The organism is Trinickia sp. (assembly GCF_051953955.1).
In the GTDB taxonomy this organism is placed as follows: domain Bacteria; phylum Pseudomonadota; class Gammaproteobacteria; order Burkholderiales; family Burkholderiaceae; genus Trinickia.
In genome coordinates, this window is the sequence record NZ_JBQCIF010000051.1 from 1 (window position 1) to 14,266 (window position 14,266).

Annotated in this window: 14 protein-coding genes and 1 rRNA gene; 10 read left to right on the top strand and 5 right to left on the bottom strand. The window is 64.3% G+C overall.

Features of this window, described 5'->3' with window-relative positions:
• Positions 1–120, bottom strand: a 16S ribosomal RNA gene (locus ACTHNZ_RS09655); the annotation flags it as partial.
• 675 nt (positions 121–795) lie between these two features.
• Here ACTHNZ_RS09655 and ACTHNZ_RS09660 point away from each other — a divergent pair.
• From ACTHNZ_RS09660 to ACTHNZ_RS09675, 4 genes are all read left to right on the top strand, one after another.
• On the top strand, positions 796–2,001 hold the full coding sequence (locus ACTHNZ_RS09660) for a DUF2863 family protein (RefSeq protein ID WP_440542332.1): 1,206 nt from the start codon (positions 796–798) through the stop codon (positions 1,999–2,001).
• A gap of 175 nt (positions 2,002–2,176) precedes the next feature.
• On the top strand, positions 2,177–3,028 hold the full coding sequence (locus ACTHNZ_RS09665) for a helix-turn-helix transcriptional regulator (RefSeq protein WP_440542284.1): 852 nt from the start codon (positions 2,177–2,179) through the stop codon (positions 3,026–3,028).
• 119 nt (positions 3,029–3,147) lie between these two features.
• On the top strand, positions 3,148–3,822 hold the full coding sequence (locus tag ACTHNZ_RS09670; protein ID WP_440542333.1) for an energy-coupling factor ABC transporter permease: 675 nt from the start codon (positions 3,148–3,150) through the stop codon (positions 3,820–3,822).
• A gap of 121 nt (positions 3,823–3,943) precedes the next feature.
• A complete protein-coding gene (locus tag ACTHNZ_RS09675; protein WP_440542285.1) occupies positions 3,944–4,549 on the top strand; it encodes a BspC domain-containing protein in 606 nt (201 codons plus the stop codon).
• 204 nt (positions 4,550–4,753) lie between these two features.
• Here ACTHNZ_RS09675 and ACTHNZ_RS09680 read toward each other — a convergent pair whose 3' ends face one another.
• Entirely contained in the window at positions 4,754–5,911 is a 1,158-nt protein-coding gene (locus ACTHNZ_RS09680; RefSeq protein WP_440542286.1) for a M14 family metallopeptidase, read from the bottom strand.
• Between the two features lie 50 nt (positions 5,912–5,961).
• A complete protein-coding gene (yaaA, locus tag ACTHNZ_RS09685) occupies positions 5,962–6,744 on the bottom strand; it encodes a peroxide stress protein YaaA (protein ID WP_440542287.1) in 783 nt (260 codons plus the stop codon).
• A gap of 69 nt (positions 6,745–6,813) precedes the next feature.
• Between yaaA and ACTHNZ_RS09690 the strand changes: the two genes are divergently transcribed.
• Together ACTHNZ_RS09690 and ACTHNZ_RS09695 are read left to right on the top strand one after the other, a co-directional pair.
• Complete coding sequence (locus ACTHNZ_RS09690; RefSeq protein ID WP_440542288.1) at positions 6,814–7,311, top strand: putative toxin-antitoxin system toxin component, PIN family; 498 nt, start codon at positions 6,814–6,816, stop codon at positions 7,309–7,311.
• 9 nt (positions 7,312–7,320) lie between these two features.
• Entirely contained in the window at positions 7,321–8,496 is a 1,176-nt protein-coding gene (locus ACTHNZ_RS09695) for a pyridoxal phosphate-dependent aminotransferase (RefSeq protein WP_440542289.1), read from the top strand.
• 61 nt (positions 8,497–8,557) lie between these two features.
• Here ACTHNZ_RS09695 and ACTHNZ_RS09700 read toward each other — a convergent pair whose 3' ends face one another.
• Positions 8,558–9,223, bottom strand: coding sequence for a glutathione S-transferase family protein (locus ACTHNZ_RS09700; RefSeq protein ID WP_440542290.1), 666 nt, complete (start codon positions 9,221–9,223; stop codon positions 8,558–8,560).
• 250 nt (positions 9,224–9,473) lie between these two features.
• Between ACTHNZ_RS09700 and ACTHNZ_RS09705 the strand changes: the two genes are divergently transcribed.
• The 4 genes from ACTHNZ_RS09705 to ACTHNZ_RS09720 all read left to right on the top strand — a co-directional run bounded on the left by ACTHNZ_RS09705 (position 9,474) and on the right by ACTHNZ_RS09720 (position 13,650).
• Complete coding sequence (locus tag ACTHNZ_RS09705; protein ID WP_440542291.1) at positions 9,474–10,268, top strand: oxepin-CoA hydrolase, alternative type; 795 nt, start codon at positions 9,474–9,476, stop codon at positions 10,266–10,268.
• Between the two features lie 82 nt (positions 10,269–10,350).
• Positions 10,351–11,457 (top strand): phosphotransferase, encoded by a 1,107-nt coding sequence (locus tag ACTHNZ_RS09710; RefSeq protein WP_440542292.1) that lies wholly within the window; start codon positions 10,351–10,353, stop codon positions 11,455–11,457.
• A 98-nt stretch (positions 11,458–11,555) separates the two neighbouring features.
• Complete coding sequence (locus ACTHNZ_RS09715) at positions 11,556–12,776, top strand: acyl-CoA dehydrogenase family protein (RefSeq protein WP_440542293.1); 1,221 nt, start codon at positions 11,556–11,558, stop codon at positions 12,774–12,776.
• A gap of 181 nt (positions 12,777–12,957) precedes the next feature.
• Positions 12,958–13,650: a glutathione binding-like protein gene (locus ACTHNZ_RS09720; protein ID WP_440542294.1), complete on the top strand. Its 693-nt coding sequence runs from the start codon at positions 12,958–12,960 to the stop codon at positions 13,648–13,650.
• Between the two features lie 120 nt (positions 13,651–13,770).
• Here ACTHNZ_RS09720 and ACTHNZ_RS09725 read toward each other — a convergent pair whose 3' ends face one another.
• Positions 13,771–14,259 (bottom strand): MaoC family dehydratase, encoded by a 489-nt coding sequence (locus ACTHNZ_RS09725; RefSeq protein WP_440542295.1) that lies wholly within the window; start codon positions 14,257–14,259, stop codon positions 13,771–13,773.
• Between the last annotated feature and the right edge of the window lie 7 nt (positions 14,260–14,266).

Sequence of the window (14,266 nt, forward strand, 5' to 3'; positions counted from 1 at the left end):
GATGTATTACTCACCCGTTCGCCACTCGCCACCAGGGTTGCCCCCGTGCTGCCGTTCGACTTGCATGTGTAAGGCATGCCGCCAGCGTTCAATCTGAGCCAGGATCAAACTCTTCAGTTCAATACCTGTTACTGTTTTCGATTCAATTAAGAATCGGTCGCTCACTCAACGTACTGACAGTTCAAATTCGTCTCTCGACGAACAAAAACCTTCCTCAATACTGTGTGAGACTTGATACTTTCGCTCAGCCTCGACCCGAAGATCGAAGCACCGCGTTCGCCATCAAGCGCCCACACTTATCGGCTGTAAATTTTTAAAGATCGCGTCGCTCAACCGTCGGCCGCACCGAAGAACTTCCTTCTAGCACCGCCCGTCTTGCGTTGCTGCATCAGCAGCAGAGAAGCGAGATTATGCAGAGTCTTTCACATCGCGTCAACAGTTTTTTTAACTTCGTTCGAACTTCATCGAACCCTCAACCGTTGCCGCACCCTCTGCTCCGCACCCGCGCAAAACACGGATACAACCCGCTTCGCACAAGGCCTCGCTTCCCTTCGCTCAGTCGCATTGACTGCGCGAAAGGGCGTGATTCTAGGCCCCTTCCGAACACCGCGCAAGCGGAAATTCGCGGAACGCGTTTCAGGCCCCAGCGCTCGCTCGAGCCTGCGCGTGAGAAAGCACGACAAACGAAAGCGAGGGGTGCAGCACGCCTTTCCGCTTCGCGTGCACGGCTCGGCTTACTACGTGGCGGAACAGACTAGAATGGAGGGCTCATTGAATCCGACCAAGTCAGCCCCTATGCGCTCGCGAATCGCTAAACGCCTTCCACCCGATGCCGACAAGCTCGTCGGCCTGTCCCTCGCGCTGTTCGCGTCCGGCAGCCGAATCGAAGATCGCTTCTGGGAAGCCAAGCTAGACACGCTGCTCGCGAAAATCGTCCGCAACGGCAATCAAACGACGCTCGACGCCGCGCTCGATCATCTGCAGCAAAATCACCCCGACGCGTACGGTGCGCTCGCGGACATGGCCGAAACCCATAGCGAGTCATTCGTCGTCGACCACGAAGGCACGCCTCACGAGGCGCTGTTGATCGCGGCGCCGGTCTTGGCCTGGACACGCTACATGATCCCGTCGGGCCCGCTCAAAGGCGACGCCGTCGACTCACTGCGCGCCCATTTGCAGGCCCACGTACTGGCCGCGGATACGCGCGTCGCGCTCGCGCCGTTCCTCTATAGCATCGATCAGCTGCCGCGGCATCACGTCGAAACGTATCGCCTCGCGCAACAGCTCATCCAAGCGGCTTTGAACGGCACCGCGGCAAAGATGAGTTTCGGCGACTTGCCCGAGACCTCGCCGATTCTGGCCGACCCGCGCTTTCTGCTTGCCGTCGTCGCCGCACCGGTCGGCGCGCCGCTCTTTCGCTGGCAAGAGGAAGAGAACGGCGTGCGGATCGAGCGAGGCCAATGCCTCGAGCAATGGGCCACGCAAGGCGGCGCCAATCTCGCGCAGGTGCTGCCGGGCTGCGAGGTCGAATGCCTGCTGCCCGACGCCTATTACTCGGCATGCCGCGACGCCGACGAGCGCGTGCGGCCGCACACCGTGCGCACGGCCATCCGCTACTTGTACGACACCATCGGTGCGACACCGCAGGATCTGCGCGCCGTCGTGGCCGGCTTCGGCGAGCGGCGCATCGACGAATACCGCGTCGGCTTCACGCGCCGCGGCAACAACGACGTGATCTACGGTGTCGTCTGGCCGCTCTACGGCCGCGAAAACGGCGAGCTCGCAATCGACGAGGAAGCTGAAGACACGGGCGGCCCGCTCGAGGAAATCATCGCACTGCTCAAGGAAGCGGGCGTGACCGACATTCGCCGCCACGCCGGGCGCTTCGAGCCCGAATACTGCGACGACTGCGGCGTCCCGTTGTACGCAGATCCGCTCGGCGAAATCGTGCACGCTGAAATGCCCGAAGACGCGGAACCTGCTCAGCCTCACTTCCACTGACCCCCCGCCTCCCGCCCCTTCCCGCTACGACAGCGGGAAGGGGCGTCCTATGCCGTCCGGCTAGCCGCCTTCCCGTAAGGAATTTGTCATGATTGTGCGAGCGCGCATCGTGGCCGCCGGCACTCGCTCGGCGTTTTCCGCCGCGCGCTCCGTACCGACTACAAGGAGGCAAAACATGCGGTTCGCAGTTCTCAGCTCGGAAGCCGAGCGGCGCGAGGGGCTCAAGGCGCTGTTGCGGCAAATCGATCGGCACGCCCGATTTTGCGAAGCACGCGACTGGTCGCAGGCGAGCCGAGCAATGCGGCGCGTGCCGGCCGAGCTACTCGTCGTCGACTGGCAAGACGCCATGCGCGCCGGCTCCGTGCGTGCCCTGCTCAACGAATATCCTCGCCTGCGCGTCGCCGCGTTCGTCGATGACATCGCACCGGCGCGCGTGCGCACGCTCGTCGATGCCGGCGTGCACGGCATCATTCCGCGCGCGACGAATCCGCGGCTCATCGTCCGCCTGCTCGAACTCGTCCTGGCCGGCGGCCTGTATGCCCCCTTCCTCGCAGACGAACAGGGCGACGCGCGCCCGCGCAACCGCTTGCCCGCCGTCTTGCCCCCACTCGATTCAGCGCCCGACCTGCCGCGGCGCAAGCGCTTCGTGCCGGCCCTTTCACCGCGGCAAGAACAGATCATGCGATGCGTCCACATGGGCAGCACGAACAAGATGATCGCGCGCACGCTCGGAATCAGCGAGGGCACGGTAAAAATCCATCTGGCCAGCATATTCCAACAGTTGGGCGCGCCGAACCGGGCAGCCGCCGTCGCTATCTACAACGGCTGGCTCACGCCGCAGCTCGAAGTGCTGCGTGCGGAAGCCCAGGGCGCCGTCAAGCCGGTGCTGGGGCGACGCGGCCCGGTGCCGCTGCGCCGCGCCGCATCGTTCAAATATCCATTGTCGCGGAACGATCCGTCGCTCGATCTGCCGCTCGCCGCGGAGCCCGACGTGCCGTTCGGCGGCGGCCCTCCCGGGGGCGGCTGAGCACGGGTGTTGGGTATGCAAGGCGCGGTTCGCGGTTTGCTAGGCTCATAAAGCAGGGAGGCCGGGGAGCGCCGTACATGCTCTCCCCGTTTCGCAGCCCAACGAGTAATATGGACACTATGGGCTTCTTCTACACGCCGCTTCCGTTCTGGGTCGCCGTCGGTGGCTGGGCCACCGCCGCTGCGCTGCTCGCGCTCGCCCTCGCTCGGCGGCCGTTCAGGCGGCTACAGGACGGAACGCTGCAGCACGTCTGGCTGGCGATCATCGTGGCCATTTCGGTGCTTTGGGCGAGCAACGCCTGGCTCGACGACGGCCCGGTCATGCATCTGCTCGGCGCGACCTTGCTCGTCACGCTGTTCGACTGGGCGCTCGCGCTCGTCGCCATGGCCGCCGTTTCGGGTGTCGCGGCCCTCGTTTTCGATGCCGCGTGGCACGGCGTCGCGCTGACGTTCCTCATCTACGGAGCGATGCCGGTCGGCATCTCCGCCCTGTTCCAGCGCGCCTGCACGGCTTGGCTGCCGCGCAACCTGTTCGTGTTCATCTGCGCGCAAGGCTTCGTGTCGCCGGCGATCGCCGTCACGGTAGCCGGAGTCGCAGCCGCCGCCGCGCATATCGCGCTCGCTCACGGATCGCCCGCCGTCGTGCCGATCGGCTACGCATTCAGCGTATTTCTCTTGGCAACGGGCGAAGCCTGGTTCACGGGCATGTCCACGGCGCTCATTGCCGTCTACAAACCGACATGGGTGACGACGAACGACGTCCGCCGCTACCGGCTGGGCGGGCCACGCACTTGACGAAGCGCGGCGTTTTGCCATCGGTGCGTGCAGTCAAGCATGAAAAATTATTCATCCCGACATTGAACTCCGCCTTGGAGTGGGGCATCTTACGTGCCTGTGTCTCAATCACGCCTACCGGATGGATAGCTCCAAGTTCTCACGCCGCCTGCGGCAGTTCGCAGGGCTGCTGTTGGCCACTTCGGCCGTTTGCGCCGCGCCGCTGATCGCGATCGCCCCGGCCCGCGCCGATACGATCGATCAGCGCAACGAAATGATCGCCCACTTCATCAACGACATGCACGCCGACCCGCTCGTCGCCGATTGCGCGGCTCACGGGAATTTCGTGGCGAGCACGTCGACCGTCATCGATCACGTCGACTTCCCGCCCGAAGCATTCGATTCGGCCCACGCCGAAATCACGCCGTGGAACCAGCCGTTCGACGAGGGCAAGCAACGCACTACGGTCGAGAAAGTCGTCAGCGTGGAAGGACAAGGCATTCCGCGCGAAACGGCGCACGAGCCGTATCCGCTCAAGTTTCGCTGCGGCTATGTAGGCACTCAGATGCTCGCGTTCAGCTGGAACGATCCGGTCCCGGCACTGAAGCCGCGCAACGAGAGTTCTTCGTCGAGGAAAAAGGGCAAGCACCGCCACGGTGGCCACGCAACGGGACACACGAGCAAAAGCGCGGTCAAGCACTCTGCCGGCAAAAAGAAATCGTCCGCCAAATCGCGCACGAAGCACTGATCGCTCACGTTCGCCGGCACGCGCACCCGACGCTGTGCCGATCGGCGGGGCAGCGCGCTGGCCTCGGGCATCACGATAACGGCAGACGAAACGGCCGGCCGCGGCGCAGCTTCAGCCCCGCGCTCGAACGCCGAGCCGGGGCTCGATGCCCATTCGGCGCCGGCCCGCCACGGCGGCCTCGCGCAAGGCGAGGCGGGCGGTTCGTCAGGCGAACGCCTCCAACTGACGCAGTATCGCGCCCAGCATGGCCGCGCCGAGCGCAGCGCTGCGCTCGCCGTTCCAGCCCACGCGCTCGTCGGGCAGGTTCGCGTTGTCCTTGAACGGCATCTCCAACGTCAGCGACAAGCATCCGAACGTATGACCGATGTACTTCGACGCGAGCTTGAGCGCGTCTTCCCGGTACTTCGACGCTTCATAGCCGTGCTCGTCTTGAAAGTCCGGACTCGCTTGCTTGAATGCTTCGATGAATGAGCGCTGCTCGTGCAATTGTTGCTCGGTGAAGCTCGGCAGCATTTCGCTGCCCGCGACGAACACATACGGCAGCGCCTCGTCGCCGTGGATATCGAAGAACATGTCGCAGCCGTTGGCGTGAATCGCCTCGCGCACGACGAACACCTCGGGGCTGCGCTCCGGATCGGGCGCGAGCCATTCCCGGTTCAGGTTCGCGCCCGCGGCGTTCGTGCGCAGATTGCCGCGCACGCTGCCGTCCGGATTCATATTCGGAACGATGTAGAACACGGCGTGCTCATAAAGCTTGCGCGCAACCGCATCGCCCGCCCAATCGCCCCACCCGGCCAATCGCTTGACGAGCCCTTCGACGAACCATTCGGCCATCGTCTCGCCGGGATGTTGCCGCGCGACGATCCAAATCTTCTTTTTGGGCCGTGCTCCGCTCGCCTGCGGCGTGCCGAGCACGAGCAGCGACATCGGCCGGCCCTCCACCGTGCCGCCCAGCTCCACGAGCGTCGCCTGCGGCATCTGCTGGAGCGCCCCGAGGAATTGCGCATGCCGCTCCTCGCTGTATGGCTCGAAGTAGGCGTAGTAGATCGAATCGAACTCCGGCATGTGCTCGATCGTCAATGTCCGTCCGTCGTACGAGGCCGGCACGCGGAACCAGTTGACCCGGTCGTAGCTGGCCATCGCGCGATAGCCGCGCCAGCCTTCCGCGAATGCGCAGTCCGCAGCGTTCTCGAACGTCATCACGCAATGCTGCCCGCTCGCACCGGAGAGCCGAAAATAGAACCATTGCGCAAAGTCGGCATGGCTGTCTCGGCGTATGCGCAGACGAATGTCGTCCGCCCGGCTGCATGAGATGACTTCGATCGCGCCCGCGTCGAAGTTGCTCGTGATCGAAAGGCTCATGGGGAGTTCCGTGATGAAGGGATGGGACGATTGGCGTGCGAAGGCGAGTCCTAGTCGCCCGCGCGGCGGCGGAACACGAACGTCGCGTCGTTCGATGCCGCGGCATCGAACGCATAGCCTTCGACGCCGAAATCCTTCAGTTGCTCGGGCGAATCGATCCGATTTTCGACGGCGAACCGCGCCATCAGACCGCGCGCGCGCTTTGCGTGGAAACTGATGATTTTGTAGCGGCCGCCCTTCCAATCCTCGAATACCGGTGTCACGACGCGTGCGTCGAGCCGCCGCGGCCGAACCGACTTGAAGTATTCCGTGGACGCGCAGTTCACGAGCACGCGCTCGGCGCTTTTGCTCCGCCGCAACTGCACGTTCAGCGCATCGGTGATGCGCTCGCCCCAAAAAGCGTAGAGATCTTTTCCGCGCGGATTCGGCAAGCGCGTGCCCATTTCGAGGCGGTAAGGCTGCAATAGATCGAGCGGACGCAGCAGGCCGTAAAGCCCCGAGAGCACCCGCACGTGGCGCTGCGCGTAATCGAGATCGGCGCCCGAAAGCGTCTTCGCGTCGAACCCTTCGTAGACGTCGCCGTTGAATGCGAGCACGGCCTGCTTGGCGTTGCCGGCATGAAATTGCGGCGACCAATCGGCGTAGCGCTGAAAATTCAGATGAGCCAGCGCGTCGGAAATGTCCATCAGCGACGCGATCTGCTGCGGCGAATAGCGCCGCAACTCGCCGATGAGCTGCGCGGCGTCGTCGACGAAATCCGGGATCGTATGCTTGGCGATGTGCGGGGGCGTCTCGTAGTCGAGCGACTTGGCAGGAGACAAAACAATTATCATAAGGGTTCGCCGAAAGGCTCGCCGGCACGCCGTGCCGAGCGGTGAAAACGAAAAGCCCGATTGTAGCGAATGCCCCATACCGATGCTGAAGGCCTGAAAAACGTGCCGCGCGTGGTGCTCGATTCCAATGTCTGGATCGACATCCTCGTATTCGACGATCGAGCAACCCGCCCGATCCATGCCGCACTCGAGCGCGGCGAGCTCGATGCCGTCATCGACGAGCGCTGCCTGGCGGAGCTCGCGCACGTGCTCGATTATCCGCAATTCGTCGCCCGCGCCGTCGACAAAGCGGCCGCGCTGGCCGCCGTGGCGCGGCTCGCCGCGCTCGCGCAACAGGCCGAGCCCCGCGACGGGCCGCCCCTGCCCAAATGCAAGGACCGCGACGATCAGAAATTCCTCGAACTCGCCCACGCAGCGAGAGCCGATTGGCTCGTCTCGAAGGACCGCGCGCTGCTCAAGCTGAACAAGCGCACGTCGCGCGATTTCGGGTTTCGGATCGCGGAGCCGGCGCCGTTCGCGTCGGCCTGTTTTCTCGAGCTTCCTTTCGCCACCGCCAACCTCGGATAACCGCGCCCCATGAACGCACCGCACGCACCGACTCGCCCGCCCTTCGCCTTGGCCTCGCGTCTGCCGAACGTCGGCACGACGATCTTCACGGTCATGAGCGCGCTCGCCGCGGAGCGCGGCGCCGTCAACCTCGGCCAAGGTTTTCCCGATTTCGACTGCGACGCGCGCATCGTGGAGGCCGTGTCGCGCGCGATGCGCGACGGCCACAACCAATACCCGCCGATGGCCGGCGTCGCGCCGCTACGTGACGCGATCGCGCGCAAAATCGAAGCGATTCATGGCCGAGCCTACGATCCGGCCACGGAGATCACGGTCACGGCCGGTGCGACGCAAGCCTTGTTGACGACGATTCTCGCCACCGTCCATCCCGGCGACGAGGTCATCGTTCTCGAACCGACCTATGACAGCTACGTCCCGTCGATCGAGCTCGCGGGCGGCAAGCCGGTGTTCGTCGCGCTCGAGGCGCCCGACTACGCGATCGACTTCGAGAAGCTCGCGCGCGCGATCACGCCGCGCACGCGACTCATGCTCATCAACACCCCGCACAACCCGACCGGCCGAGTCTGGCATGCAAGCGACATGCGGCGCCTCGAAGCGATCGTGCGCGACACGAACGTGCTGATTCTGTCGGATGAGGTATACGAGCACATGGTCTACGACGGCGCGCCGCACGAGAGCGTCGCGCGCTACCCCGAACTCGCTCAGCGCAGTTTCGTCGTATCGAGCTTCGGCAAGACGTTCCACGTCACCGGCTGGAAAGTCGGCTACGTGGCTGCGCCCGCGGCGTTGACGGCCGAGTTCCGGAAGGTCCATCAGTTCAACGTCTTCACCGTGAACACGCCGATGCAAATGGGCCTGGCCGACTATCTCGGCGACCGGGCACCGTACGTGGAATTGCCGGCGTTCTACCAGCGCAAGCGCGACTTTTTCCGCGAGGGGCTCGCGAACACGCGCTTCAAGCTGCTGCCCTGTGAAGGGACGTACTTTCAATGCGTCGACTACTCGGGAATCAGCGATCTGCCCGAAGCCGAGTTCTCGAAGTGGCTGACCACCGAGATCGGGGTCGCCGCCATTCCCGTCTCGGCGTTCTATCACGAGCCTCGTGAGTCGGGCGTCGTGCGGTTTTGCTTCGCCAAGCGCGAAGCCACGCTCGCTACCGCGCTCGAACGCCTCGCACGTCTTTGAGCGGCGGCAATGTGCGAGCGCCAAGCGCCGCGACGCACATTGCCGCTAGGCCTCCTTGATGTCACGCGCGCTTTGCTGCCCCGGACAATGCCGCCATTTCCGCTTTTCGGTCGGCCACGATGCGCTGTGCGGCAGGACGCTCTTGTTCGATGCGCGTGACGTACGCCTTCCAATCGATGCCGGCCTCGTGCAGCAGGTCGCGGCCGAGCACGTTCTTCGTCGCCAGGCCGACGAGCGGCAGGCTCGCGTAGGTGCAGATGTCGGCGAAGGTGAACGTTTCGCCGCACGCGTACGGCGCGAATTTCGCGATCCGCTTGAACCCCGCGACATTGCGCGTCAAAGTGCGCGCAACGCGCACCTTCGTCTCGTCGCTCGCCATGGGTCCCCCCAGCATCTGCGGGTAAAGCTCACGCGCAACGAGTTCGACATGCAGTTCGAGCACCGCCGTGAGTTGGCGCACTTTCGCCGCTTCGAAAGGATCGGCGGGGAAGATGGCCTTGTCGGGAAAGCGCGCGGCCAAGTATTCGGCGATGGCTTGCGACTCGCTCAGATCGCCTTCTTCGGTACGGATGAACGGTATCTTGCCGAGCGGCGAGCGCGCGAGCGTGGCCTCGTCCTTGATCGGCAGCATCACCCGAACTTCCTCGAACGCGATCCCGTGCTCGAGCAGGATGAACTTGACCTTGTTGTAGTAGTTCGAAAACGCGATGCCGTGAAGTTGAATCATGCGTCTCTCCAAGCGAGGGGCGCCGAGGGCGCCTAGTTTTGTGCGTCTTGCGCGCTGACAGGGAAACGGCGCCTTAGCCCTCGGCCGTTTCGAACAAAACAGCCATGCTACTCTAACCGCACTCGTGGAACTTGGACGTCGACGATCGCGCTCGGTTTCGGCTCGCGCCGGGGCAACGCCGACGACAGCGACCGACTACGGCGACATCCGCATCGACGAATCGACCAAGATCATCGCATCAGGAGACATCATGAGCGCAGAGCTGCTCGCTTCCCGACCGCCCGAAAGCGAGTCGACCCTCGTCTTGACGCTGTCGAATCCCGGTGCGCGCAATGCGCTGCACCCCGACATGTATGCGGCCGGCATTCAGGCGCTCGAGACAGCCGAACGCGACGCCTCGATCCGCGCCATCGTTCTCACGGGCGCCGACGACTTCTTTTGCGCAGGCGGCAATCTGAACCGGCTGCTCGAGAACCGCGCTCGAGATCCGTCCGTGCAGGCGCAAAGCATCGATCTGCTCGCCCAATGGGTGCTCGCGCTACGCACGTCGAGCAAGCCCGTCATTGCGGCCGTGGCCGGCGCGGCGGCCGGCGCCGGCTGTTCGCTCGCGCTCGCCTGCGATCTGATCGTCGCAGCCGACGACGCCAAATTCGTCATGTCGTATGCACGCGTGGGCTTGACGCCCGACGGCGGCGGCTCGTGGTTCGTCGCCCAAGCGCTGCCGCGCGCGCTCGCAACGGAAATGCTGCTCGAAGCGAAGCCGGTGTCGGCCGAGCGGCTGCATGCGCTCGGCGTCGTCAACCGCCTCGTCAAGACGGCGCAACTGCGCGATGCGGCGATCGAGTGGGCCGATGAGCTCGGACGCGGCTCGCCGAACGCGCAAGCGCGCATCAAGGCGCTGATCGCACAAGCGGGCGCGCGTTCGCTGGCCGACCACCTAGAGGCCGAGCGCGATGACTTCGTTGCATCGCTGCATCACGCCGATGCGCTCGAAGGCATCACCGCGTTCCTCGATAAGCGCCCCGCCCGCTATCGTCGCGAGTGAGGCGCCGCAGCCTTCGCCGTGCTTGCCGCGGTGTCTTCGCTTTTCGGTCATCGATCTTCATCCCTTCAGCGGGAGTCGTTACATGGCAACGAACGAGCCGGCGGAACAGTCCAGCAAGGCGCCCGATTACTCGGCGTTCGTCGGCACGCATGCCGTTTCGGAGCCGCAGCGCTTCGACGCCGATGCGCTCTCAACCTGGTTGTGCGAGCATGTCGGCGGCTTTGCCGGGCCCTTGATCGTCGAGCAATTCGCCGGCGGCCAGTCGAATCCGACGTTCAAGCTCATCACGCCCTCGCGCGGCTATGTCATGCGCGCGAAGCCAGGCCCGGCGGCAAAGCTGTTGCCGTCCGCGCATGCGATCGAACGCGAATACCGCGTCATGGACGCGCTCTCGAACACCGACGTGCCGGTTGCGAAGATGCTGGCCTTGTGCGAGGACGAAGCCGTGATCGGACGAGCCTTCTACGTCATGGAGTACGTCGAGGGCCGCGTCCTGTGGGACCCGTCGCTGCCCGGCATGACGCCGCCGCAGCGCGCCGCGATCTACGATGAAATGAATCGCGTCGTCGCGGCGCTGCATTCGGTCGATGCGGCGGCGGTCGGCCTCGCCGATTACGGCAAGCCGGGCAATTATCTCGCGCGCCAGATCGCGCGCTGGAGCAAGCAGTACCAGGCGTCCGAAACCGAGCCGATCGAAGCGATGCATCGGCTGATCGAGTGGCTGCCCGCGCATGCACCGGCCGATACGGGCGAGCATCAGGCCGTCGTGCACGGCGATTATCGGCTCGACAATCTCATTTTTCATCCAAGCGAGCCGCGCATTCTCGCCGTGCTCGATTGGGAGCTGTCGACGCTCGGCGATCCGATCGTCGACTTCGCTTATCACTGCATGGCGTGGCACGTCGATCCGTTGCAGTTCCGCGGTATCGCGGGATTGAGCTGGGAGACGCTCGGCATTCCCGACGAACGCCGCTATGTCGAGCGTTATTGCGAGCGCACGGGCTATTCGGTCCCAGGCGACTGGAATTTCTATCTTGCCTTCAACATGTTCCGCATCGCCGCGATTCTGCAAGGCATCATGAAACGGGTGACGGTCGGCACTGCGTCGAGCGCGCAAGCGATCGATGCGGGCCGGCGCGCGCGGCCGATGGCCGAACTCGCCTGGTCGTATGCACGGAAAGTGCGGTAACGGTCGCGGTCACGGCAACGCCACGGCTAACGGCAAGGCTCGTACAACGGCAACCACCGGCGCGCAAGACGACGCCATCCTCTCGAGGGACACACCTGATGAACTTCGACTACACCCCGAAAGTGCAAGCCCTGCGCGAGAAGCTGCTCGCCTTCTTCGACGCGCACATCTATCCGAACGAGCGTGCCTTTCTCGAGGAAATCGCACGCAACCGGTCGGCGGGCAACGCATGGGTGCCCACCGAACTCGTCGAAACGCTGAAGGTGCGCGCGAGGGAAGCGGGCCTTTGGAATCTGTTTCTGCCCGCTTCGACGCGCGGCGCTGGACTCACGAACCTCGAATACGCGCCGCTCGCGGAGATCATGGGGCGCGTGCCCTGGGCGCCCGAAGTCTTCAACTGCAATGCGCCCGACACGGGCAACATGGAGACGCTCGAACGCTATGGCTCCGAGGAGCAAAAGCGCACTTGGCTCGAGCCGCTGCTCGCCGGCGAGATCCGCTCCGCCTTCTTGATGACGGAGCCGGACGTCGCGTCTTCCGACGCGACGAACATCGAAACGCGCATCGAACGCGACGGCGATGCTTACGTGATCAACGGCCGAAAATGGTGGTCCTCGGGCGCCGGCGATCCGCGCTGCAAGATTTATATCGTGATGGGCAAGACCGACCCTCGCGCGGCCAAGCACCTGCAACAGTCGATGATCCTCGTGCCCGCGAGCGCGCCCGGCGTCACCGTGCACCGCCCTCTGCACGTATTCGGCTACGACGATGCGCCGCACGGCCACATGGAAATCACGCTCGACGACGTGCGCGTGCCCGCATCGAACATGCTGCTCGGCGAAGGGCGAGGATTCGAGATCGCGCAAGGGCGATTGGGCCCGGGGCGCATTCACCATTGCATGCGATTGATCGGCCTTGCCGAGCGCGCACTCGAGCTCATGTGCAAGCGCACGTCGCAGCGGGTTGCATTCGGCAAACCGATTGCAGCGCAAACGGTCACGCAAGAACGGATCGCCGAAGCGCGCTGCATGATCGAGCAGGCACGGCTGCTGACATTGAAGGCGGCTTACATGATGGATACGGTCGGCAACAAGGGGGCCCGCGGCGAAATCGCGATGATCAAGGTCGTCGCGCCCAACATGGCCTGCCAGGTGATCGATTGGGCGATCCAGGCGCATGGGGGCGGCGGCATGTGCGACGATTTCCCGCTGGCTTACGCTTATACGTGCGCACGCACGCTGCGCTTCGCCGATGGCCCGGACGAGGTGCATCGAAACGCGATCGCAAAGCTTGAACTGGCCCGCCACGCCGCGGCATAGCGATCGGTCGACTTGCTTGCGCTCGTCCCGACCGGCTCGGTGGGCGCGTCTGCGGAGCGATACCCGCACGGGCGTCATGGCCTTGGTGGGACCGTCGGCGACGCCTGGCGATCCATGCTAATTTCCGCGTGGGAATCGGTTCCGCTCGTTGCGGCACCGATAAGACACACGAGGAGCGGCAATGATCGACGTCTACAGTTGGGCTACACCGAACGGCCACAAGGTGCACATCATGCTCGAGGAAACGGGCCTCGAGTACCGCGTTCATCCGATCGACATCGGCGCGGGCGATCAATTCAAGCCCGAGTTCCTGGCGATCAGCCCAAACAACAAGATTCCGGCGATCGTGGATTCCGATGGCCCCGGCGGCCGCCCGCTTTCGCTCTTCGAATCCGGCGCGATTCTGATTTATCTGGCCGAGAAAACCGGCAAGTTCTTGCCGCTAGATACCGCCGGCCGCTATGCCACGCTGCAGTGGCTGATGTTCCAAATGGGCGGCCTCGGGCCGATGCTCGGTCAGACGCATCATTTCCGCGTCTACGCGCCGCAGCAGATCGAATATGCGGTGAACCGCTACACGAACGAGGCGAAGCGCTTATACGGCGTCATGGACACGCAATTGGGCAAGTCGGCCTACCTGGCGGGGGACGACTACACGATCGCCGACATCGCAGCGTTTCCGTGGACGCGTTCATGGAAAAACCAAGGTCTCGAGTTGGCCGATTACCCGAACGTCAAACGCTGGCACGAGGCGATCGCTGCGCGACCGGCCGTGCAGCGCGGCGTTGAAGTGCTGGCCTCGGCGCGCAAGCCGCTGATGGACGACAAAGCGAAGGAAATGCTGTTCGGCGCGACGCAGTATGCCAAGCACTGAGCGCTTGACGCTGAACGAACGCTGAACGAGGCTGAACGCTGAACCGTACGGCCACGATCGCGGCTGATCCCCCGGTCTCTCCTCGCGCCCACGACGAAGTCGCCGCCGCGAAAGCCGCGGTCAGAAATAATGCCGCGTGACGAATTGAGCGATGCAAACGGGCTTGCCGCCCCCGTTGGCTTCGACGGTGACGTCCCACGTGACCTGCAACGCATCGTCGCCGACATCGGCCACTTCAGCGACGACAAATGAAGCCCTCAGGCATGCGCCCACAGGCACCGGTGCGGGAAACCGAACGCGATTGAGCCCGTAGTTCACGCCCATCCGCTGCTCGATGCGCACGACTTGCACGAGCAGCGACGGAATCAGCGACAGCGTCAAGAATCCATGCGCGACCGGGCCGCCGAACGGCGATTCGCGGCGCGCGCGCTCGGGATCGACATGAATCCATTGATCGTCGCCCGTGGCATCGGCGAATCGATCGACGCGTGCTTGATCGACCTCGATCCAATCGCTGACGAGCGCCGGGCCGCCTACACGCGCGCGCAGCGCCGCCGCATCCGGGATCGGCACAGGCGAGCGCGCCTGCGAGGCCATCGGAGCGGTCATTGCCGCG